Source organism: Acinetobacter sp. CIP 51.11 (assembly GCF_000369665.1).
GTDB lineage: Bacteria > Pseudomonadota > Gammaproteobacteria > Pseudomonadales > Moraxellaceae > Acinetobacter > Acinetobacter lwoffii_S.
Window position 1 is genome coordinate 914783 of record NZ_KB850129.1, and the last position, 24011, is coordinate 938793.

General features: G+C 41.7%; 20 protein-coding genes and 2 pseudogenes. 6 read left to right on the forward strand and 16 right to left on the reverse strand.

Annotation, left to right across the window (positions count from 1 at the left end):
• Window positions 1-21 precede the first annotated feature (21 nt).
• Entirely contained in the window at window positions 22-1350 is a 1329-nt protein-coding gene (locus F894_RS08105) for an MFS transporter (RefSeq protein ID WP_005247045.1), read from the reverse strand.
• A gap of 117 nt (window positions 1351-1467) precedes the next feature.
• On the opposite strand from F894_RS08105, the gene F894_RS08110 reads away from it, so the two are divergent.
• On the forward strand, window positions 1468-2406 hold the full coding sequence (locus F894_RS08110; protein WP_005247046.1) for a LysR family transcriptional regulator: 939 nt from the start codon (window positions 1468-1470) through the stop codon (window positions 2404-2406).
• Between the two features lie 323 nt (window positions 2407-2729).
• Here F894_RS08110 and F894_RS08115 read toward each other — a convergent pair.
• Window positions 2730-3726 (reverse strand): annotated as a pseudogene (locus tag F894_RS08115) (Fic family protein).
• Window positions 3727-3931: 205 nt separating this feature from the next.
• On the opposite strand from F894_RS08115, the gene F894_RS08120 reads away from it, so the two are divergent.
• Window positions 3932-4609, forward strand: coding sequence for a cupin domain-containing protein (locus F894_RS08120; protein ID WP_005247050.1), 678 nt, complete (start codon window positions 3932-3934; stop codon window positions 4607-4609).
• A 162-nt stretch (window positions 4610-4771) separates the two neighbouring features.
• On the forward strand, window positions 4772-5503 hold the full coding sequence (locus tag F894_RS08125; protein ID WP_005247051.1) for a Fic family protein: 732 nt from the start codon (window positions 4772-4774) through the stop codon (window positions 5501-5503).
• 99 nt (window positions 5504-5602) lie between these two features.
• On the opposite strand, the pseudogene F894_RS14925 reads toward F894_RS08125, so the two are convergent.
• The 8 genes and pseudogenes from F894_RS14925 to F894_RS08160 all read right to left on the reverse strand — a co-directional run.
• Window positions 5603-5879: pseudogene (locus F894_RS14925) on the reverse strand (IS3 family transposase); the annotation flags it as partial.
• A 95-nt stretch (window positions 5880-5974) separates the two neighbouring features.
• The gene (locus F894_RS08130) at window positions 5975-6595 is read right to left on the reverse strand and encodes a class I SAM-dependent methyltransferase (protein WP_005247052.1); all 621 of its coding nucleotides are present in this window, start codon (window positions 6593-6595) and stop codon (window positions 5975-5977) included.
• A gap of 29 nt (window positions 6596-6624) precedes the next feature.
• Window positions 6625-6960 (reverse strand): carboxymuconolactone decarboxylase family protein, encoded by a 336-nt coding sequence (locus F894_RS08135; protein ID WP_005247053.1) that lies wholly within the window; start codon window positions 6958-6960, stop codon window positions 6625-6627.
• A 47-nt stretch (window positions 6961-7007) separates the two neighbouring features.
• Entirely contained in the window at window positions 7008-7403 is a 396-nt protein-coding gene (locus F894_RS08140) for a rhodanese-like domain-containing protein (RefSeq protein WP_032051543.1), read from the reverse strand.
• A gap of 96 nt (window positions 7404-7499) precedes the next feature.
• On the reverse strand, window positions 7500-8282 hold the full coding sequence (locus F894_RS08145; RefSeq protein WP_005247055.1) for a sulfite exporter TauE/SafE family protein: 783 nt from the start codon (window positions 8280-8282) through the stop codon (window positions 7500-7502).
• Window positions 8283-8350: 68 nt separating this feature from the next.
• Window positions 8351-9223, reverse strand: a complete 873-nt coding sequence (locus F894_RS08150) for an MBL fold metallo-hydrolase (protein WP_005247056.1) — start codon at window positions 9221-9223, stop codon at window positions 8351-8353.
• A gap of 2 nt (window positions 9224-9225) precedes the next feature.
• Window positions 9226-9642 carry a DUF6691 family protein gene (locus tag F894_RS08155; protein ID WP_005247058.1) on the reverse strand — a complete coding sequence of 139 codons (417 nt, stop codon included), beginning with the start codon at window positions 9640-9642 and terminating at the stop codon, window positions 9226-9228.
• 1 nt (window position 9643) lies between these two features.
• Window positions 9644-10060: a YeeE/YedE family protein gene (locus F894_RS08160; protein ID WP_005247059.1), complete on the reverse strand. Its 417-nt coding sequence runs from the start codon at window positions 10058-10060 to the stop codon at window positions 9644-9646.
• A 120-nt stretch (window positions 10061-10180) separates the two neighbouring features.
• Between F894_RS08160 and F894_RS08165 the strand changes: the two genes are divergently transcribed.
• Window positions 10181-10489 (forward strand): ArsR/SmtB family transcription factor, encoded by a 309-nt coding sequence (locus tag F894_RS08165; RefSeq protein ID WP_005247061.1) that lies wholly within the window; start codon window positions 10181-10183, stop codon window positions 10487-10489.
• A gap of 8 nt (window positions 10490-10497) precedes the next feature.
• Here F894_RS08165 and F894_RS08170 read toward each other — a convergent pair whose 3' ends face one another.
• From F894_RS08170 to dsbD, 4 genes are all read right to left on the reverse strand, one after another.
• Entirely contained in the window at window positions 10498-10797 is a 300-nt protein-coding gene (locus F894_RS08170; RefSeq protein ID WP_005247062.1) for a YidH family protein, read from the reverse strand.
• Between the two features lie 110 nt (window positions 10798-10907).
• Complete coding sequence (gene dsbG, locus F894_RS08175; RefSeq protein WP_005247063.1) at window positions 10908-11648, reverse strand: thiol:disulfide interchange protein DsbG; 741 nt, start codon at window positions 11646-11648, stop codon at window positions 10908-10910.
• An 18-nt stretch (window positions 11649-11666) separates the two neighbouring features.
• Window positions 11667-12515, reverse strand: a complete 849-nt coding sequence (locus F894_RS08180) for a TlpA disulfide reductase family protein (RefSeq protein WP_005247064.1) — start codon at window positions 12513-12515, stop codon at window positions 11667-11669.
• Window positions 12512-14449 carry a protein-disulfide reductase DsbD gene (gene dsbD, locus F894_RS08185; protein WP_005247065.1) on the reverse strand — a complete coding sequence of 646 codons (1938 nt, stop codon included), beginning with the start codon at window positions 14447-14449 and terminating at the stop codon, window positions 12512-12514. The genes F894_RS08180 and dsbD overlap by 4 nt, the downstream gene beginning before the upstream one ends.
• A gap of 108 nt (window positions 14450-14557) precedes the next feature.
• On the opposite strand from dsbD, the gene F894_RS08190 reads away from it, so the two are divergent.
• Window positions 14558-15232, forward strand: coding sequence for a response regulator (locus F894_RS08190; protein WP_005247066.1), 675 nt, complete (start codon window positions 14558-14560; stop codon window positions 15230-15232).
• Entirely contained in the window at window positions 15225-16607 is a 1383-nt protein-coding gene (locus F894_RS08195) for a sensor histidine kinase (RefSeq protein WP_005247067.1), read from the forward strand. The genes F894_RS08190 and F894_RS08195 overlap by 8 nt, the downstream gene beginning before the upstream one ends.
• Window positions 16608-17170: 563 nt before the next feature.
• Here F894_RS08195 and F894_RS08200 read toward each other — a convergent pair.
• Complete coding sequence (locus tag F894_RS08200; protein ID WP_005247068.1) at window positions 17171-21901, reverse strand: AAA domain-containing protein; 4731 nt, start codon at window positions 21899-21901, stop codon at window positions 17171-17173.
• A gap of 63 nt (window positions 21902-21964) precedes the next feature.
• On the reverse strand, window positions 21965-24004 hold the full coding sequence (gene brxL, locus F894_RS08205) for a protease Lon-related BREX system protein BrxL (protein WP_005247069.1): 2040 nt from the start codon (window positions 24002-24004) through the stop codon (window positions 21965-21967).
• Between the last annotated feature and the right edge of the window lie 7 nt (window positions 24005-24011).

The window sequence follows — 24011 nt, forward strand, 5'->3', positions numbered from 1 at the left end:
CTTCCTATGCTGCATGATTGATTATTTATCGATGATTAAGGCGGTGCGTGTTGTTTGCTGAGGAGCAGCTTGCTTTTTCAGTCTGAAGGCATAAATCAGGAAAGCGCCACCGAGCATCATGATCACAGCAATCGTGAACCAGCCTGCCAGCATGGAACCGGTCATTGACTGCGCCATGCCCATAATATTTGGACTGACAAAACCACCGAGTAATCCGATACTGTTAATCAGGGCAATTCCTCCTGCTGCCGCACTACCGCTTAAGTATTTCGATGGAATTGACCAGAAAATGGTATAGGCACTAAACATAAAGGCCGTTGCGGTACAGATCGCAATAAAGGACAGCAGGAAATTCGCACTCATCACCGACAACATCAAGCTGACTCCGGCCAATACCGTCGGCACTACACAATGCCATTTCCGTTCCTGCCATTTGTCCGAGCTGCGGGCAAAAATGATCATGAAAATTGCACCGCATAAATATGGAATCGCCACCAGCCAACCAATCATCTGCAAATTTTGGATACCGCCCGACTTCAGTAAAGATGGTAGCCAGAAGCCAATCGCATAGATCCCACAGATAATGGTGAAGTAGGCCAAGGCCATGAAATAAATCCAGGGATCCTTTAATACCGCTTTAAAATTACTATGACCAGTGGCAGACTGATGTTGGGAAATTTCTTTCACCAATAAGGCTTTGTCCTCTTGAGACAGCCATTTTGCTTGTGAAGGATGATCGGTTAAATAAAAGTACGCTACGCAACCCAATAGCACGGTTGGCACAGCTTCTAATAAAAATAACCATTGCCAGCCAGAAAGATTATAAATCTGATGGAAAGTACTCATAATTTGCGTCGATAACGGCGCACCTAACATGCCAGCGAGCGGCCCAGCCAGCATAACAATCGCCATCACACGTGCCATGCGTGCACCGGAATACCAATAGGTCAGATAGAAAATCATGCCCGGGGCAAAACCGGCTTCGAATACACCCAACAAAAAGCGCAAGATATAAAACATTTGTGGGGTGGTGACAAACAGCATCGACATGGAGGTCAGGCCCCACAAAATCATGATACGGGTAATGGTTTTTCTGGCGCCGACTTTTTCAAAATACAGGTTGGTCGGCACTTCAAACAGCACATAACCTAAAAAGAATATGCCGGCTGCCATGCCATAAATTGCATCGTTAAAGCCCAGCTCCTGTTGCATTTGCAACTTGGCAAATCCGATATTGATCCGGTCCAGATAAGTAAAGAAATAACACAGCAATAAAAATGGCAGTAGTCGCCAGCTTACTTTCTTGTAAATCTGGTCTAACCGTTGCTGATGGGAGGTCATTAAATCCATCTAAAACTCCTTTTTATCTAGATCTTCTTATTGTTCAAAACAATGTAAGCATGCTCCTGACTTGATAACAATGTAATTTATTCGGCATACTGATGCTTTAAAAGCATCAGAGTTTTTATGGACAGAAACTTGCAATTCCTTGCGCCACTGAACGGAATCAATGAAAAGCGTTTGCGTTATTTCTATACGGTGATGATGTTTGGCTCGATGCGTAAAGCAGCAGACATCCTGAATATCGAACAGTCTGCCATGAGCCGACAGATTCAACTCTTTGAATCTGAAATAAAAATAAACTTATTTAAACGTAAGGGACGGCATATTATTCCGACTGAAGCTGCCTATACGGTACTTGAGTATTTCAAGGAAAATAAAAATCGTGAAAATGAATTATTTGACAGTTTATTTCAGCTGCAATCTTCTCAACTTGGCAAAGTGAATATTGTTTCAAGCGAAAGTTATATGCAACATATGATTTATGATGTACTTCGACATGTGCATTATAAATATCCAAATCTTGAAATCCAGTTAGAATTAATGAGTGCCCAGCATGTGGTACGACATATTGTGGACAGCCTGGCGCATATTGGACTAGCGTATAATCCTCCATTTCATACAGACATCAGCACCATTGCCCATAAAACAGAACCTTTTATTCTGGCTGTTCCTGCCGGTCATCCTCTTGCCAAGCTCAAGCATCGCATTTGTCTTTCCGAAATTTCAGACTATAAATTTGCCTTAATGCCCGTAGGGCATGGTTTCCGTCAGCTACTCGACAGTGAAATGGTGCGCTTACAAGTGAACCTGAATATTGGTCTGACCACCAATTCTATTTATGCCTTAAAAAATTATGTGGTGGCTGGACATGGGATTTCCGCCATGCGCTATGCAGATATCGCAGATGCGGTTAAAGAAGGTCAGGCCGTTGCCTTAACTATTGATTCCGAGCTGTGCAACACGGCTCAGACCCAATTGATGGTCCGCAAAAATACCCATTTGTCAGAGTCGAAACATTTATTAATTGAGCGTATTCGTTCTAGTTTTGATTTGCTCTTTTAAATTGCTTATAAAATTTAGGCAATAAAAAAGCCACTTAAATAAGCGGCTGATTTATAACAAGAATTTTGGTGGAGGTGGCGTCAATTGAACTCAAAACCCAACCTATTAATTTAAAAGCTCTTTTATTGAATAAAAAAACTCATTGACCCAATTTTGACCCAACTTAGATTTAGTGCATTGAATAACTTTAAAATCTTATTCAAATTCAGGATTTGAAATGGCGTACGACATTATAGCAGAACATTATAAGAAATATAAATGCAACGTTATAACATTTCATTTCACTCCTTGTGATATTAATAATCCCTTCAACCTTATTATGACTAAATTTTTAATTTGTATTTTTGCTTAGGACTCTTAGGCTTATCAGGAAGGGTGCGTTCAACCACACCGGCTTCTAATGCTAGAGTCAAATAATTTTTTTATAATGTTGCTCGGTGGGACAAGTCTAATAGAGCCATCAACTCAGTTAGGCTATATTCCTTCTGCTCCATATTCTGGATGAGACGTTTAACTTGATCGCTAACTTGTACGCTAGCTTGAGCGGTATCTTGATCGCTGGCATCAGAACTGAGTATTGCATCTAGAATCATCTGCAAAATAAACTCAATAAAAGGTGCAGAATCTGAGTGATCTGTGCTCGCTTGCAATGCATCGTAATAAGCTTTTTAATTTTGATAAATCAAGCTTTCAACAGGGATATTGAGAAAAATTGGATTCCACTGGCTTAAGATTAAAGTTTGCCATAAACGTCCCATACGCCCATTGCCATCAGCAAATGGGTATATAAACTCAAACTCATAATGAAATACTGAACTCTGAATTAGTGGATGCTCATTGCCTTCAGCCAACCACTGCAATAGCTCTCCCATTAAACGGTGGACTTGATTTGCAGGCGGAGCCATATGCCCGACTCGATCCCCTGACATCACACCAACACCACCATGACGATACTGCCCAACCTCATCAATCAGTCCTGTCATCAATATTTGATGTGCTTTCAGCAAATGAGATTCTTGATCAGGATTCCAATCTTGAATTTCCTCATATGCTTTTAGTGCATTACGCACCTCTTGAACTTCTTTAGATGTAGCGATAATGGGCTTGCCATTCAGGATCGCTGTGATTTGCTCTGTACTCAAGGTATTATTCCCTTCAATTGCTAAAGCCCCTTGAATCGTTCGAATACGATTGGCTTTTCGCAATTTAAGGCTATCTTGGGTTGGGGTTAATGCAGTCAAACTGCCCTATTGATTCACTAATTTGTGCAATCAAGTGAATAATTTTAGAGGTGATCGTATAAGGCGGTTGATATTTCATGCCATTCCTAATTGATGTAAAAACAAAGCACAGTTGATTAAACTCTAAAATATTAATATTTCATAGCTTAGTGAGTGATATCTGCTATCAACATGTTTATCTTTTCTGAATCTGAAACAGTGAGCTAACTAATCGCTATTTCTTTTAAAATAAACCTATGTATTCTCGTTAAAATACGTAGGTTTCTTCATTACAGGACAGCATTATGTTTATTCATGCCGACTTCTCACAACCCGTCATCATCAAGCCAGAAGATTACCATTGGGTGAAATCTCCAGGAGGTGAAGTCGATAGAATGATGCTTGATCGTATTGGCGATGAGAAAGCACGTGCAACTAGTCTTGTGAAATACGCACCAGAATCTACCTTTCCTGAACATCAACATCCTTTGGGTGAAGAAGTCCTCATCTTGTCAGGCATTTTTACCGAGAATGCTGAAGATGATTATCCAGCAGGCTGGTATTTACGTAACCCCCATCATTCAACTCATCGGGTTTCCAGTAAAGCAGGTTGTTTAATCTTTGTGAAACTGATGCAAATGACTGAACATGAGACAGAACCCACCCGAATTAATACCAATGATCCAACAAATTGGAAGCTTACCGAACATCGGATGATATGCCCGTTATTTCAATCGGAACATGAGCAGACCTATTTAGAAAAGCTAAAACCTGATCAAATTTTCGTAGAGAAATCAGAACAAGGGATTGAGTTACTAATTATCAAAGGTCAATTATTTTGTGGCGCTGAAATATATCTAGCAGGTTCATGGGTCCGTCTTCCCATCAATAGTGCTGCTAAATTTCAGGCTGGTCCATCAGGCGCAATGCTTTATGTCAAAACTGGTCATCTACAACATGCCATAGATGTATGGGTGAAATGAACAATAATGTATCTTCAAAATAAGGCTGTCTTGTGTCTAGAATACTGGAAGCCGTCCAGTTACCACTTTTATAATCAGTACAAAATGTAATGATATATCACTACATTTCTGATATTCCTTTTTTCATGTATTATCGACTAAGACAAATTGAAGGATAAGGTTATGTTTGAAACTATTGATAATTTAAAGAAAAAATTAGATCAACATCGCCCTCTCTCTCCGTCAATTGTCAAAAACTTACAAGAAGATCTTATTGTCCGTTGGACCTATCATTCGAATGCAATTGAAGGTAATACACTTACCCTACTAGAAACAAAAGTAGTACTGGAAGGTATTACTGTTGGTGGAAAGGCATTAAGAGAACACTTCGAAGCGATCAACCATAGAAATGCAATTTACTATGTTGAAGATATCATTCGGAAAGAGGAGCCTTTTTCTGAATGGCAAATTCGTAATATCCATCAGCTTATCTTAAAGAATATTGATGATGATAATGCTGGACGTTATCGTCAGCAAAATGTCCTGATATCCGGTGCTACGTCTACCCCGCCTGATTACACATTATTAAATGACAAGATGGCTCAACTGATCGATTGGTATAACAGCGACGCACATAAACTCCATCCAATTGAACGTGCAGCCAAAGTACATGCTGATTTTGTTGGCATTCATCCATTCATTGATGGCAATGGTCGCACATCACGTCTTTTAATGAACCTAGAATTACTTAAAGCTGGTTATCCACCTTGTGTGATTACTGTAGAAAATCGCTTAGCTTACTATGAAGCGCTTGATCAGTGGATGGCTTATGGGAAAACTGAAGCTTTTATTCAATTAGTTTCCGAGGCTGTATTAGAGGGTTTTAAACCGTATCAGGTGGTTTTAGGGATTTAAAATAAAAGATCAGCTTGTACGATATTATCAATTAGAACAATAAACTGTGGGTAATCCTATAGCTTGGACTGTTCCCAGTATCCTAGACATGAAGTAGCTTCATTTTGAAGCTATCTCAAATGCTTCTGGACTCATTCCATCGAGATGCGAATGACGCCTACCGATGGTAAAATATCTCGATATAATCAAACACATCCGCACGGGCCATTTCTCATGTTTTATAAATCCTCTTTTTAATTCTTTCCTTCTTTAAACTACTATAAAAGGATTCAGCAACAGCATTATCCCAACAGTTGCCTCTGCGACTCATACTCAGAACCAAATTATGCTTCTGACAGAATCTTTGCCAGTCTCCACTGCTGTATTGTGGGCCTTGAAGGTAGGCTCGATGATATAATAATTAAACTCTAGCCAATTTGGCTGACACAGAATTTTTGAACGCCCTCTCACATTTAACAATTCACTTATTCTCTACTTCCTCACTTGTATCGCAAATTGAATAACATGGCATTTACCACAATGTAATTTTCCCTCATGCCTTTCTTGTTCGCCCACATAAAAATGATGGAGATGGTCCTGCCCAAATACGTCCAGAATGGATCGAGGATCGTATAAATATTCGATATTTTTAGGCCCCCCGGTTTGGTAGTTGATCTGCTCCTTGGAATACAGCTCACCGATAAACCATCCACCGTTTAGCAAAGATTCTCTTATGCCTGCTAAAATCTGTTTTTGCGTTTGTGTATCGAAATGACCAAATACACAAATCACGTTTTGATAACGCTCGGACGGCCATTTCGCTGCTGTTAAATCCACATTTTTGAGTTCGAGCTTTATCCCTGTGGCTTCGGCCTTGCTAGACAGATGCTTCAAGGCAACATCGGAATAATCCCAGACTTCTGCCGAAAAAGAATAATTATGCTGTCTTGCCTGCTCAGCCAGGTACAGGATATTCCTTCCTTCTCCTTCAGCAATTGCCAGTGTTTTACCTTCTATCCGGATTTTTTCCGTAACCTCCTGGATAAACAGGTTTGCTGCTGTGCCGTACAGGTCCTGCGTCTGGGCATACAATTCATTCCAGTGCTGACTCATTTCATCCCTCCATTTACTTGACTATCCAATCAGCCGGAAAATTCTTTAAAGGCATCCAGTGCATTTGCGGCATACATCAATGAAGGTCCACCGCCCATATATACCGCAACGCCCAGAACTTCCTCCAGCTCCTGCAGGGTCATGCCCATTTTGACCAGGGTTCTGACATGAAAGCCGATACAACCATCACAACGTGATGCGACACCAATCGCCAAGGCAATCAGCTCCTTGGTTTTAGGATCAATCACACCATCACGCATTGCGGTCTGGGACAACTGATTGAAACTTTTCATTAAATCAGGTGAATCTTGAGTTAAGGTTCTTAAACTGCCTGAAATGTTCTGGGTTAATTCTTTGTATTTCATCACTGCTTCTCACATTCAACAATACGGTTGTTCACCTATTCAACGGCTTATTTTTCTACCGGATAGCCCTGCTCTAGCCAGGCCTGATAACCACCCTGAACTGACTTGACCTGGGTAAAACCCATGTTTTGTAAGGTATCGGTTGCCAATGCGGAACGTCCACCCGTACCACAGATCAAATAGATCGGCTGATCTTTAAGGTGTTCCAGTGCCTGCTGGGTATCGCAATGATGACTGGCTAAAGGATGCTGGTGAATTCTCATTTCCAAAACACCACGCGGATAATTCACCGCCCGGTCTATGGCTGCCGCCTGAAACTCATCCGGTTCCCGAACATCAATCAGAATGGTTTTATGGTTTTGCATCGCTTCAAACAGTTCAGCTACACTTACTTCCTGAATCTGGCTTTTCGCATTCAGAATCAATTGCTCTGCAGTTTTCATCATTTTCATTCTTCCTCGGCTATTAAAATTATATTTTGTATAAACGATGCTCAGGTCGATTAAAAGCGCTTGAGTTAAAGTTCCCAACCGGCTGTTTTAGCCCATGAGCGCTGAATAGATTAAATACATCGCCACCCCAACCACGGTAGTGGCAAATATTTTCTGTACCTTGTTACTGTCAATCCGCTGCATCAGACTGCGTCCAATTAACATCCCGACAATACAGGCCAGGACAAAGGTCAGCGTAACCGAAACAGGATATTGAAAGCCATCCAGCACGTGTGCAGAAATACTGACCCCACCAATCAGGAAAATAATCATCAGGGAAGTCGCAACGATACTGCGCATATCAAGGTCGGTGAATTTACGCAGGGCTGGAACAATGACAAAACCCCCACCCACGCCAAGCAGACCGGTTAATAAACCTGCCACAACACCAATACCTGCCAGGAAAGAGGCCGTTTTGACATTCCAGATCAGACGACCGGTCGATTGATTGACCTTGCACGGTGCATTGCCATGATCGGTCACTTTATTAAAGAAGATTCGATAAGCCACGATCAGCATGACCAGACTGAAAGCCAGCGTCAGCCAGACCGGAGAAACGATATCGGCCAGATGCACGCCATAACGCGCTGTAGGAATACTGATCAGTGCGATCCAGAGCGCAGCGCGATAACGCACAATACGCTTGAATAAACCCTCGAACGTTCCGACCAAGGCCGACAGCGTGACTGCCAACAAACCTACCGGTGCAGCCTGTGCCACAGTCCAACCCTGACTCGCCATCAGTGCCGGTACAGCCAGAATTCCGCCACCAGCACCGGTTAGACCCAGCAAGCCACCAATCGCCAATCCTTCCAGTATTAATGCCCACATCGCTCTCTCCCTTATCCACAAAAATGATTCAATAAAAGTTGAACTTTTTGTTGAATCACGACACAAGCTTATTTGAAGTAGTTAAGAGGAAGCTTGAGGTAAGAAACACCATTGGCTTCAGGCTCAGGAAACTGCCCTGCTTTCATATTGATCTGAATTGCCGGTAGAATCAGCTTAGGCATATTGAGTCCTGAATCCCGCTGGTTGCGCATCTGAGCAAATTCAGCTTTACTGATTCCCTGATGAATATGAATATTCTGTGTCTTTTGTGTCTGTATATCAGATTCACACACATAGGATTCACGTGTTTCAGGCAAATAGTCATGACATAAAAAGACCCGCGTATCTTCTGGCAACTGAAACAGGCTTTGTACCGAATCATAAAGCTGTTCTGCGCTGCCTCGCGGGAAGTCACAACGTGCTGTACCATAATCTGGCATAAACAGGGTATCACCCACAAAAACCGCATCACCAATCACATAACTCAGACAAGCAGGCGTATGTCCCGGTGTTGGAATGTTATAAGCCTTCAAGGTTCCGATTTGGAACGACTCATGATCTTTAAATAAATAATCAAAGAGCTGCTGAGCATTCCATTGTTTAATATCCAGATGATAAATCGCGCCAAAAGTTTCCTGAACAATACCAATTTTCTGGCTCATGGCGATCTTGCCACCTAACTCAGCTTTGAGATATTGTGCTGCAGTTAAATGGTCAGCATGGACATGGGTTTCGAGAATCCACTCGACCGTTAAACCCTGCTCTTTAATATAGGCAATAATTTTATCGGCATGAATAGTGGATGTACTTGCTGATGCCGGATCATAATCCAAAACGCTATCAATAATGGCGCAGGCTTTGGTCGCAGGATCACGTACAACATAACTGAAGGTATTGGTATCTTCGTGAAAAAAATCTTTTACTATAGGTAAGTTTGACATCGTTAAGCTCCTGACCATTTACGGTGAATCCATACACCCACCAGCATTGCTACAATAAAATAGAGCACTTGATAGTGGCCCAAACCGATCAAAGTGAAACTTGGCGCCGGACAGATACCAGCAATACCCCAACCTGCACCAAACAAAACCGCACCCGTAATCAGTTTCTTATCTATCTGATTATTTCTAGGTAAATCAATAGGTTCATTAAATACTGTTTTTGGTTGCGCCGTACGTAATGCTTTCTGGAAGGGAATAAAGGCCACCGCAATCGCGCCCATCATGACAAAGGCCAGACTGGCATCCCAGTCGCCAAACAGATCCAGGAAATCGAGTACTTTTTCCGGATTGGACATGCCCGATACCATCAATCCCACAGAGAACAGCGCACCAAATAAAAAGGCAAACACATTTTTCATTTTAGAATGCTCCTGTGATATGACGGATAATATAAACAGCGACAAAACCTGCAAACATGAAAGTCATGGTCGCGATGATAGAACGCTTAGACAGGCGACTGATGCCACAAATTCCGTGACCACTGGTACAGCCCGAACCCAGACGTGTCCCAAAGCCCACCAGCAGACCTGCCACAATCATCATCAGTGGGCTAGCATTCAATTCGATTTCAGGTTGTACAAACAGACCATAAATAAACGGTGTGAGGACCAAGCCTAATAAAAACCAGATTGCAGGCGTTTTAAACATGGTTTTTGAGTTTAAGACCTGCCCAATCAAACCACTGATCCCTGCAATACGGCCATTGACGTAAAGATAACCAACTACAGAAAGCCCGAGCATTAAGCCGCCAATAAATGCGATGAGGAAGTCATGCATGATGAATTAATCCCTATACAATATACTTTTTTATATTATATAATAAAAAATATTAATCAAGCAGTTTTATGGTAAATTATGTAAACTGCACGGGCTACATCAAAAGTTGTGAGGACATTTATGGATATGATTGCTGAAAATGCCAAAATTGATTTTTCTCAAGTCGATTTCGTCAGCCAATGCCTAAAAGTTTTGGCCAATCCTGATCGTCTGAAAATCTTATGTGTCCTGGTCGATGGGGAAATGAATGTTCAGGAAATTGAAGAATCTACTGACATTCATCAACCTACACTTTCACAACAGCTGACTGTATTGCGTAAGGCCAACATGGTTGGCACCCGACGTGAGGGCAAGCAGATTTTCTATCGTCTGAGTGATCCCAAGGTCTTGAGCCTGATGCAAAAACTGTACGAGCTGTATTGCGCCTAGCCCTCCTCTTAATGCAACCAAAAAGAATAACCTTCAATAAATTCCGGCGATCGCAGTGATGCCATCCCCCGTCGATATTGCAGGATTGAGGCGAAATTCACCCACATACCAAATACAATCACCGCAATTCCCAGCCATTGTGAATAAACTATTTTCTGTGCATAAGTGTCTGGGTCCACCAGTTGCACTAGCAGGTTGGATTTTTCAATCACAAAACCAAAAGCAATTAATGCCAAACCACTCCGGTTCCACGCCAGAGCGGTTCGTTCCAAAGCAAGCAGTACCCGTGGATCATCCAAATTTGACATATCTTATCTGCTCTTCATACTTAGCCTTTCCATCAATGTAAATCTGGACTCTCAATCATGTATAGACGTTTTAAGTAAAAAATAACTTTTTCTATCATATAGTTAAAATCTTATTGTTCAAAAATATCTTTGACATCCCTCGCCAGGCCTTGAGTCGATTTAAATTCACCCTGATTGTTTTTCCAGGCCATCGACGGTGTGGAGAAAAAGCCGTATTTCCCCATCAATGCCTGATTGGCGTCAATTTTGGCAGCAATTTCAGCAGGAATCTTCCGCATTTCTTTCAGTTTATTTTTGCCTATATTCTTGTTCAAATCGTTAAAAACTGCCGTTGGATCTTTCGACATTAACAATGTGGCCACCTGGCCACGGCTTTCTTCACGGATCACACCGACCTGAATATGACGCAGTTGTACCTTGCCTGATTCGACCCAAGGCCGAGCTGCTTGCCAGAATTTATAGCAATATGGGCAATTCGGATCGGAAAACACATAGACCACCCGTGGTGCATCTGGCTTTCCATCCTGGATCCAGGTCGATTTTTCCAGGGTTTTCCAGACATCGTCCAATACCGCTTTTTTCATATGCTTTTCAATCTGCTCATTGGACAGGCTTTTCCCTTGCGCATCAAACAGTTCGCCCTTGATATAATATTTGTCATCGTTGGAGATAAATACCGTATTGGAATACTGGTCTTCATGCCCTACCCAGCCGGTCATTCCTTGCGGTGCCGGAATCTGTTTTACAAACACAAAGCCCTGTTTTTCAATGTTCTGTTTTATATTTGCCTGCGTGTGCATGCTCATGATCAGGAACATGCCTGCACCAAGCACCTGGTAAATTTTGTTCATACTGAGTCCTTCCGTTTTTTAAGGTTGATCTGAAATTCTATTTAAATATTGCTGCAACATGGCCGGACTGAGTTCCCCCATATGCCGCTCGACCAGCTGGCCTTGAGCATTAAAAAACAGCGTCGTTGGCAGGCCAAAACTATTCAGCTGCTGGGGTAGTTCACCATATGGGTCCAGCAGGACATGTTTAAATTGAAACTGATGTTTTCTTAAATAGGCATTTACGGTCGCTACCTCCTCACCCTGATTGAGCATGACAAAATTCACTTGAGGATGCTGCTTGGCAGCCTTTGCCAACACCGGCATTTCGCGGTGACACGGCGGACACCAGCTCGCCCACATATTAATTACCGTGGGCTGGCCAATGAATTGGCTGAGTGAAATCTTGTCTGTACCCAGACGCTCCTGTTCTAATCCAGCAAAGACTAGATCAGGAAACGCCACTTCAGTTTTTAGACTGGATTTAAACGCGAGCCCAAGCCCGACCCAAAGTACAAAGATGATCAACAAGATGGCTTTGAATCGGATCTGCAACTGTCTGTTGCGAATGACATACCACAAAGCACCAATCAGCACCCCTCCCCATAAATGAAAACCCTTATCCTGGATTTTCAGTATGTCGATGGGTGCTGCAAAATACAGCTCGGCATTGAGCAGGACGAAAACAAGACGTGCACCCAGCATCCCCAGCAAAAAACTGCTCCAGAGTACATCCTGACTTTGTCCAAGCTGCTGTTTAGACCATGAATACTTTCTGGCTAATCCAAACAGGACGGCAGATAACAGCATCAAGCCAGTAGCAACAATTATGAGTGTCCAGGGCAACATCAAAGGTCCCAGATGCAATGCATCACTGGAAATCATCATGGTTGTTCCCCTTGCAGTTGCTGCAATGTACCGAGCAAATGTGCCGCACTAAAGCTTCCGGTCAAACGCAAATCCCGCTGCTCCTGATGCGCTGCATTTAAAAATATAAAGGTGGGTGGACCGAGGATTTGCCATGCTTTTAGCAGCTCATCCTGACTTGGATGATAGTGGGTCAGGTCTAATTTGATACGAACCACATTTTGTAAAGCTGTCTGGACATCACTACGTGGAATCACTTCCTTTTCAATCGGTTGACAGGCCACACACCAGTCCGCATACACATCAATCACAACCGGCTGTGCAGGATGTTTGGCTAAAACCTGTTGCAATTCTGCGGCTGTACTGACTCTCTGCCATTCAAGCCCTGATTCTACATGGGCCACCTGTACCTGACTCCAAACATGATAGAGCTGCATGCCTCCTGCATAGACCAGTAAACCACTGAGCAGCATCAGGCCTATTTTCGCTACAGACCGATGCACATGAGGCAGCATCTTGAACAAGAAGTAGCCTGAACAGGTGATCAGTACCACACCCAAAAGGCTCAGGTATAAAATGCCGGGCAATAGTGGACGGGCGAAATACAAGGCCAGCGCCAGCATGACAAAGCCAAAACTAAACTTCAGGCGATCCATCCATATGCCAGGTTTGGGTAAAAGATGGGACCCAAATACGGCAGCAATAAATAGCGGCAAGCCCAGCCCAAGGCCTAAGACAAACAGATAACTGGCGCCCAGCATCGGTTGATTAAGCTGAGACACATAGATTAAGGCACCGGCCAACGGTGCACTCATACATGGCCCGACAATCAGTGCGGCGATCACGCCCATGAGACCAGCACCAATCAGCGTGCCACCCTTCTGCTTTTGCTGCCATTGATCCAGACGCTGTAACATGCCTTGGGGTAAGGACAGCTGAAATGCTCCAAACAGATTAAGTGCGAACAAAATAAACAGAATGCTGAAAATACTGATGAATACCGGACTTTGAAACCAGCGCTGAAAACTGTAACCGAGCTGTGCCACAGCAAGTCCCATGACCGCATAGACCAGTGCCATACCCAAAACAAAAACCAGCGCAATCAGCGCAGCACGGTAGCCCCGGTGCTGCTGGACCAGAATTCCCGTTAAAATTGGAATCAAAGGTAAAGAACACGGTAAAAATGCCAGCAGAATGCCAAGCCCGAGAAAAATCAGGGCATTAATCAACAGACCTTGTTCCGACAGCAAACTTAAAAAATACTGGTCATTGTTCCACTGGCTATTCATGCCTGCTGACGAAGTTTGATTTTTAGGCTCTGCAATGAGTGAGTCGTTTTTCTCTGTTAATTCCATCTCAGGCTGAACGACAGGTTCGGAAACTGCAGTAACTTGCATTTCCTCTACCTTTTCTTCGGTCAGTGCTTGATCTGTACTTGGAGTTTGCTCTATAGCTTGGAGCTCATCTTTCTGAGCGGTCAGAATCTGTTCGTTTACTTCTGGCTGTGTAGTGCTGGCCAGCAGCTTTTGAGGCTTGCTCAAGTTTTGCGCTGAAAATAAACCATCTGCATCAGTTGTTACTGTGGTGCGTTGCACCGGATAACATAAACCGCTTTCTGCACAGCCCTGCCACTGCACCACAAACTGCTGGTTGGGCTGGACATTCAGATTGGTTTTGACTTGCCCATAATGCACCTGGGTCAAACCGAAATTGGGGTCATCTTTGTCTTCGGGTTTGGGCAATGCCAACTTGACTGGGGTCTGCTGATGAGACACTTTAAGCTGGTCATGATACAGATAATAACCCTCTGCGATTTTCCAGCTAAGCTCTGCCTGAGTCTGGCTTGTAGAAACCACCTGAAACTGAAAAGCCTGATCCGGTGGTAAAAAATCTGCATGTGCAGCTCCCGTCATGATTCCACCGCCGATCACGGCACCCAATATCCACTTCAACATCCAGCTGATCTCCTCCTGTTAGGACTGCATTATTGAAAAACTAAAATTAAGGCAACATTAACAGCCCAAATCATTTATAAAATAATGGTAGTTTGATCAGGATGTTCTATGTTTATTGTATTGGTTGAGGATGATCCCTATATCGCACAGAGCATTTGTGCTGCTCTGAACTATCTGAATATTTCAGTGGAGCATGTCAGTCACGCACGTGCTGCGGATTATTTTATCCGGCATAGTGCAGTCGATTTATGTTTACTGGATTTAGGCCTGCCGGATCAGGATGGCCTGGATTTGCTGCACAGCTGGCGACGCGACCAGATTGATCTCCCGGTACTGGTATTGACGGCACGGCTGCGGACCGATCAGTGTGTTCAGGCCCTGAATGCCGGTGCCGACGACTACCTGACCAAACCTTTTGAATTGGAGGAACTGATTGCTCGGATTCATGCTCTCACCCGTCGCCACCGTGGCTTTGCCTCGAATACACTGCAATTTGATGAACTGGTTCTGAACCGGGATACCCAGACTGTGACCTATCAAGACCAGGCTGTGAATTTATCTCGCCGTGAATTCAGCCTGCTGGAAACCCTGATGAGCCACCCCAACCAGATCCTGAAAAATGAACAGCTTATTGACAAGCTCTATGGCTTCCAGGACTCTATCGAGAGCAATGCCCTGAATGTACACATTTATCACCTAAGACAAAAACTGCATCCAGACTTGATTCAGACCATTCGTGGTGTGGGATATATTTTCAAACCGTTTGAGCAACGTCATGTTTAGTCACAGCTTGAAATGGCGTTTGGTCATGAGTCTTTTGGCCGTGTTTATTGTGTTGTGGAGTGCGGTATTTTCATGGCTGTATATTGACCTGAAACAACGCTTACAAGACACGCTGGATCAACGCTTATCGGCATCTGCGCAAATGGTTGCCCGGCTGATTCAGCAGTTACCGCTGGATAGTCTGGGGGATGCAACCTTATCAAAATTAGCCAAGAATGATGAGGTAAACCAGTTAATTGCCTGTGAAGTCTCTCTTTTTAGCTCTGACGTCTCGGTAGGCAATCAGATCATTGCCAAAACACGCGGTGCCCCAAAAAATTTAAGCCAACGACCAGAAGGATTCAGCACCTGGCAGCAGGGTGATACGGAATGGCGCAGTTATGTCCTGCGTCGTGGCGATATTCAGGTGGTGGCGGCAGAACGCATGTTCTTGAGGGATACCCTACTACAGCAGATTCTGCAGGCCGTACTGGTTCCCTTAGTCTTCTCACTGCTGATCTGTATTGCCTTGATCATCTTTATTATCCGCAGACAGTTCCGGTCTTTGGATCAGCTCAGTCAATACCTGAACCAGAAAAACCTTAACTATTCAGAGGCGGCAGATTTTTTAATGCAGCTCAAGCCTGCAAGCATTCCCCAGGAAGTACAGCCTTTTGTCAACAATTCCACGCAGTTGATTCAGAAAATTAATGACAGTCTGCAACAGGAGAAAGCCTTTAGTGCCTATGCTGCACATGAATTACGCAGTCCCCTGACCGCAATTAAAACTCATGTACAACTGGCCCAGCTGATTAGTCAACAGCAGAATCTGCCTGAATCCATTCAGCACAATTTGCAGCAGGCCAATGAGAGTATCCGGCGTTATACGCTGTTACTCGAGCAGCTTTTATTACTGACCCAATCGGAAAACAGTATCCAGGAAATGACTGAGACTATCTGGCTTCGCCCCACACTTGAGAAGGTCCTTGCAGACTTAAGTACACGCTATCCAGAAATGAATGAAAAAATACAGGTGAACTGGAGCCTGGGTGAAATTCAGCTACCTGAATTTGTGCTGTATACCGTACTGAAAAATCTGCTTGAAAATGCACTGCTGCATGCACAGGCTGCCCATATCTGGATTTCCATGCAGTCTGGTTGCCTGGTGATTGAAGATGATGGACAACAACTTACAGCACAGGATATCCAACATTTAGGACAGCGCTTCTGGCGAAAATCGGCTCAGCAGCATGGCCATGGTTTAGGACTGGCATTAGTTAAAAGCTTGCTAGGCAATTATCAATACCATCTTGGATTTCAGCAGCGTGATCCTGTAGGACTGATCGTTAGCATTCAGGAAGATACTTCAAAAGCGTCACGAGAATTTAAAAAATAACCCTTTGTTTTTAAAAACCTTTTTAATATTGAAAAATCTTGTACTCATTTTTTCTCCAAATTAGATTTAGTGGATTAAATCTCAAAAAATATTTTGTTAAAATTACAGGGGGTTATAATTTATCGATTTGCAAGTTTGTTCTTATATCATGCTAGAATTTCGTTATCTTAAAGAAGACACCCCCCCTCTATTTAGAGCTGAATAGCCACCACTCTCCTAGACAAATATCGTAGATTCTTTTTGCATAGGAGAGAACATTATGAGTGGACAACGCTATACCCCAGAATCTAAAAATGAAGCGGTTTAATTAATTTTCTTGAAAAGATGGAGATGGTGGCATCTTAACTCAACTTCCGTTTCCTTTAAAAACTTATAATTAAGATAAAATTAAGTTAGATTTTTACCAAATTTTACCCAGTATAAAAGTTATAAATAGCAGGTTTTAACAAACTAAAGATTACTACTGTAATCTTTAGTTCCTATATTTTAGACTTAAACTAGCTTAAGATTTTCTTTAAAGTAAGCATCTGCTAGCGAATCCATTTAAATACAAGCTAGTACAGTTAAACAATTAACAAATCTTTCTCGATATCACTTTCAATAGTAATTTCAGATTCTTCATCTACCCACACTTTTTGTTCTACATCTTGAATTAAGCTAATCATTCCATGTGTAGGTTTTATGCTCATTGCATCAAGTTTGTCCTTTAATGACATAACCATATTTTCACGCTCAATTGACCAACTCGATGCAAAGCATCTCCAGAATGTCCATCCTGCGCGTTCTAAAGCACGTTGACGAGTCATGTCATCATGCCATTGTTCTGGCCCATGATAGCTATCACCATCACATTCAACAGCTAAACGCTGATCACCATCAGACTCAACGACTAAATCAATTCGATAGCTTCCAACCTTAACCTGTGGAGTAACTGTGTATCCCATTTCATGTAATACCGTGAATACAGATTTTTCAAACTCTGATTCACATAACTCTAATTTTGCTTCAAATGACGCTTTCTGATCTTCTTGCAAATCATAAAAATGATTGAGTAAATTCAGCCTTAGATCTTTTGGAGATATATGATCACGACTCACGGAGTGGACAAGATACATCCGTTCACGAGCACGGCTTGCAGCCACGTTAAATCTCTGTTCATGATCGGATCGACTCAAAGCATGACAATTCTCAGGATCTGCTACCATAGATAAGAAAATAATATCTCTTTCTGCGCCCTGAAATGCTGAAGCATCCCCACAAGCAAATTGAACCTGAGTAAGAGTCCCTGCACCAAATTCATTCAAAGCTTCTGATTGAATGAACTCAGCCTGTGCCGGACCTAACAAAGAGATCACGCCAATTGATCTATTCGCATATCGTTCATCTTTAAGAAGTAACTTCATTTCCTCAATAATTGCTTTCGCTTCTATTCGGTTAATATGTTTGCTGTTTTTAGATTCTCTATATCCCTGCGGTGTATAAATTGCGACTAAAGCTGGGCTTAACTGCTCAGACTTCTTGGATAGTCGCATTGGCTTAATACGGTTACCATAAAAGTTTTTATTACTATAACTAATGATTGCAGGATGACAGCGGAAATGCTCTAGAAGCATCACGCTTGACTCATAGATAGAAGAAGCCATGTCGTATAAAGACATATCTGGTGTTAAATATGCAGCATGTGGCTGACCATGTAGATAACGATTCCTTAATACATCAATTTGAGCACTTGCTAGGCCAACATTACTTGGAGAAACCTGCTTATTATCCCCTACAACTAATAACTTTTTAGCACGCATTAAAACAGGTAATACGTCAATTGATGATTGTGATGCCTCATCCACAATCACTAAATCAAAGAGACCTAATTCAGCAGGCATAGATTCAGATACCTGAAGATGTGACATGACCCAGCAAGGAATAGCTGCTGTTGCCTCTTTAAGGGCTACTTGAGCATCTTTTCTATAACGTGGAGCATTCTTGCCTGTCCCTTTTCCATAGTGTTGTACAGCAATTTTATAACGCTGTAATGCAACTAAAATTTTATCTGAGGCATTTTCCTTTAATGCTAACCACGTCTTGTTTGCTGCCAATTGAGCATAATTTTGAGACAGATTGTTCTCGTGAATACGACGACGTTCATACAAATTTTCAATTCGACTTGTATTACTAATGGTCATTACAAAAGTCTCAAGACGTTTCCATTCCCAAGCCTCGAGCAATGTATTACGTAATATAGGATCCTCAATTTCTTGGGCGTACGGAATCTCAAGAATATCTTTACTAAGAAGCAAAGCATTTGTTTGGCTCAATTTAATACTGGCTGACTTAACTCTTTCAAAATCTTCAGTTAAACCTTTCAAATGTGCCAATTGCTTTAATAGATCAGCATATTCTCTAAATTCATTTTCATATAGCGAATCTGAATCAACCTGAGACACAATTTTTTTCAACTGATTTGATATTTTATTACCAAACTCTGATAAATAAAGAATTTGATCAGCCAGTTGTTGTTGATAGACTTCTAAATTAAATATTTTTAACTTCTGCCCTAACAATTGAATCAAGTCATCAATGTTTTTAGGTAATCCGTAGAAATCAAAAAATTTAGCTCTCTTAAAAACTTTTAGATAATTCGTATTAAATAGATCCAAATATTTATTTTTTAAATCGAGGCATTTTTGGGTTCTAATTATGAGCTGCGTGAACTCTTTTAATATTTCATCGATACTACGATTATTTAACTCAATTAAAGGAATATCTAATTGTGCTGCAATACTATTCCATTTGCTCATAAAAACATTAAGAGTCTGCCTTCTATCAAGATATTCTTTAAGTCTTTTCCATTCATCTGATGTATCAGGATATTTTCCAGAAACTTTAATTGACTTGAATAGGTCTTGTAATTCAGCAGTACCAAAATGATACCAATTAAATGGCTTACCTGTATCAACAGCACGTTGAACAGCTTGATATTCTTTTGAGTTTGGTTGTATCTCAAAATTCAGCTCTATGGGATCAATTAGTAGCGTTTTTCTGTATTCCAATAAAGGCTGAACTTCTTGAATAAGGTTGCTATAGATATCCAGCTCCATAGCCTTATCTTCTGAATTTATCTTTTTGAAATAGCTCAATAACCATGGTTCTGCATGATCAAGAACAAGGTTAAGATCTTCTAGATAAATCTTTAACCAATCTCTTAGCTCATTAATTTCTGATTCAGAAATAGTTTCCTTGAAATTATGTAGGTCATTTTGCTTTAAGAATTCCTCAATCTCATCTTTTTCTTTTAAGAACTCACTTAATTTCTTCAGACTCGCCGAATCTAACAGCTTTTCAGGAGCTGGCAGAGGACCATAATTTATGTATGGTAAATCTGTACCGATTTTCTTTCTTGAGTCTCTCAATTGAATCAACTCAATCTGGGAAAAAGGAAACTGGTCTTTTTCCTCCAAAGTTAATTGGTCGGTAAACCATTCGTAAGATACCCTACTTTCTAATACCGTTTTCACGATATCCATAGGTAATTTTTTATTACCATCTACCTCAATATTCTGATAATGCTTTTCTGCAAAGTTATATATTTCTCGATCAATCAAAGCCATTTCATGATGGTTATGATCTATTTGATGTTTTAGAACTTCGATCGTTTTTCGAACTTCTGCAACATTCATCTGGGTAATTTTTTGTACAATCAAATCGATTGAAGATTCAAGCTGATTTTTACTTTCTTTGCTTGAACCAATGCGACTGACTACTAAAGGCTTTAATTCATCAGGAATCTTTTCATGTACTGTTTTAAGAACATGCGACTGCTGTGCAGTTACTAGTACTTTTTTACCATTCGCCAAATAGTGACAGATAATATTGGCAATACTATGTGTTTTACCTGTACCTGGTGGACCTTGCACAACTACACCACTGCTGGTTAGCAGATTCTGAACAATCGTAATTTGTTCTTTATTATAAGGCAGCGGGAAATAAAGCTCTTCAACTTTTGATCCGAATCCTTCGGTACCAGAACGGCCCCTAAAACTGTAAGTTTCTTTTTGATTAATATCGCTTTTTAATTCTGTCACTAACGATAAAGGTTGTTCAGGTATAGCCACTGAAGGATCATTAAGTTTAGTTTTCAATAACTCAATGTCATCACTTAAAATAGAATTTCTTTTAGGACGACTAAACAATACAGAGGTTAATGTCACCGCTAGATTTTTAGATGGTATAGCCCTATTTTCTGCCTCAACAATTACTCCTCTTGAAAAAATATTCGCAACGAAAGCGTCAACTAGATCAGAGTAAGTCTCCCCTTCAAATAGTTGTAATGAACGACCATTATTTAAGTTTTCTTTTAAAGCTAATTTTACTTGTCCTGAAGTAGGCAGATCATCCTCTAATAAGATGGCATCCATTTCTATATTGGCACGTGTATCTTTGGCACCTACACGTATTAATCCATTTTTTTCTATCTCCATTTCTAACGGGATAGTAATAAGAGGATATGAGTAAGATTTTTGAGTCGTTGGAAGTACCCAGTCAACTAAGCCAAAGCCTGCAACAATTTCTTCACCATCGCCTGTTCCACCTAAATTAATCGCTGTATTCCATGAGAATAATTTGTCATAAACAACAATAGATTTTTTAATCTCATCGTTATTTTGTTTCCAATCTTCCCAAATATTTTGATAGCTTTCGAATTCATTGAACAGCTTCTGAAGTATGTCAATTTTAGGAATCAAATCACATGCCACACTACTGTAGTGCAAGCGGAATTGATGAACTTTTTTGAAAGATACAATCTTATTTAAACTAGAAAAATTAACAGTGGGTTCTTTTTCGGCATCAACATGAATGTAGGAAGATAGTATTTCAGATGGTTTCGGCATCGATTGAAGCTGTAATCGTTCAATTTGGAACCACCAATCGTCATCATTCAGAATTTTTAAGCCACGAAGTTTTTCTAGATCATGAGAATAAAATCTATTCCCACTCATTTCATATTGAATTTTTTGAGTATCCTCAGCTTGATGAGATACATAATCCAACAATTGAATCAGTTTGTTTTTAACAATATCATTTAATTCAAGTTCAGAGTTTATCATTGGTCTTTCTAATTTTTTAACTGACGGGATTATAGCTAAAGACCAGCAAAATGCTTCATCTTGTGAAAATATATCTTGATTTTGATATAAGAAAGCATTCACTACTTTCTTTTCAATACCAAGAGTTTTGGCAATTTCTCTAGCAGTGAGTTTGGGCTGTTTAACCAAAATAGCTGTTATTAAATCCTTCATGCGATTCATATTTCCTAATCATGTCAAAAGCTTTTCTCTTTAATTGATTTATACAGAATAAATTCAATCCACACCCAAAGCTTTAAATACCGCATCCACCGGATCCGCATAGAAACTGGTCTGGAACTTGGTAAACAGTTCCACAGGAATCGTTGGGATATCTGCGGCACTACTCATTGGCAAAGCAACCTTCTTGGCACCCGCATCAAAAGCAACTTGCAAACATTCGGCAATACTCTCCACCGCTGTCACAGAACCACCCAAGCTCATATCACCCAGTACCACCATCTGACTTTGTACCGATCGTCCTAACAGGCCTGAAGCGAAAGCCACTAAACTTGGCAAGGCAAGATGGCTGAGCGGCCCGGTATTCTGTAATTCCACCACATGTAAGTGGAAGTCATGTTCCAGCACCTTGCTGCCCCCCGAGATCCGGGATGCATTGGCCTTGAAGTAGTCAAAAGCAATCTTGACCTGTTCTTTGGCACTACTTGAATTCCATAAGCCAGATGTCGCCAACTTTCCTGAACCTTTAGTGACTTGAAGTTCTAAACGGTATAAGCCTGGCATGCCCTTATTACTAAGGCCAATGGTATACAGGAAGCCTGGTTTAGCAGGACCTTCGGGAATAAGTCCACCTCCACCCTGCTCTTTTACCGAAACAAAATGCTCTTCTAGGGTGTCATTGTCGATATAGCTAAAATGCACATCATAGAATTCCATCCCCCCAATTTTCTTCAGCTGTTCTTTGACCCGACGGCGCACCTGCAGTGCATATTCCAGGCATTGCCGTACATCTTCTTTATTAAACTGACCGTGTGGGTAAAGCAGCTTCATCAATCCAGAAACCGTCTTGCGAACGGCAATCACATCGCGCTGATTCAGGTTATTACCGAGTTTGAAGTACTTCTCAATGGCATCCGCGAAGCTACGCTTGCGCATTTCCCGGAAGAATTCAGCCAGATAATCAACAATCAGGCCATAACGGTTGGTGAAGAACTCCGGACGCATTTTTGGAATTTCCCAACCAGGGATATACGCATGAAAACGATCAAAGAATGCTGAATCGATCATGGCATCAGGGAACGGCGCCAAGAGATGGCTGGTTTTGACTAGAGATTCAACGCTTTGGTTGATATTCCCCACAAAAACCATTGAAGCAGAGGCTTCCATCTGTTCGCGGCCACGGGCAAAAGATCCTGAGGCCATGTAGTCTTTCATGATCTGTACGCCATCTTTATCCTTAAAGGAAATACCGGCGACTTCATCAAAGGCTACCACATCCCATAAGCCAACCAGACCAATACGGCGGCTACTCATGTTATAGAACAGGTTGGCGACAGTCGTTTGCCCACCGGAGACTAAAATACTATTCGGTGAACACTCTTTGTAAATATGGCTTTTCCCGGTACCGCGTGGTCCCAATTCACAAACGTTATAGTTATTTTCAACGAACGGAACCATACGCGCTAATAGGTGCCATTGCACGTCCTCTTTTAACGAAGCCGGTTCCATGCCGATGGAACGGATTAAACTCTCGCGCCACTGATCAGTGCTTAATGCTGCTCTGCCACTGAAGAGTTCATCCATATTCATATTCGGCATTTGAATCGGCTTGAGTAAGCTCACCCCAAATGGAGAATTGGTTTGTCCTTCTTCAAAATAATAACTGAGCGTAGCAATGACCCAGATACCACCAACAAGTAATTTTTCATACTCTTTGACGATGCCTGCCGAGATTTCGGCATCTTTGATGCCCAGATTACTAAATGATGCTTCGTATTTGTCCTTACGCTCATTCAGCTTTACGGTCACCCGATCAATGACCTTATAACTGCCACGTTCACGAACCAGGGATTTCACCTTCTCAGCTTCATCAGGTCGTACATAGTTCTCTGCCAGAACCGTCTTTACGTTACGTAGTCCCTGTTCAATGATCTCTGGATCATCCGAGGCACAGTACATCCCTAGCAGGTATTCAAGAACATAAACAGGGACATTGGCCCCTTCTTTGATCAGTTTAGTCAGATCCTTACGTACCACCCGCCCAGCAAAGTGTTCATTCAGCAGCTGATCCAGTTCTTTATCGTTAGCAGATTCCATGTAGGCT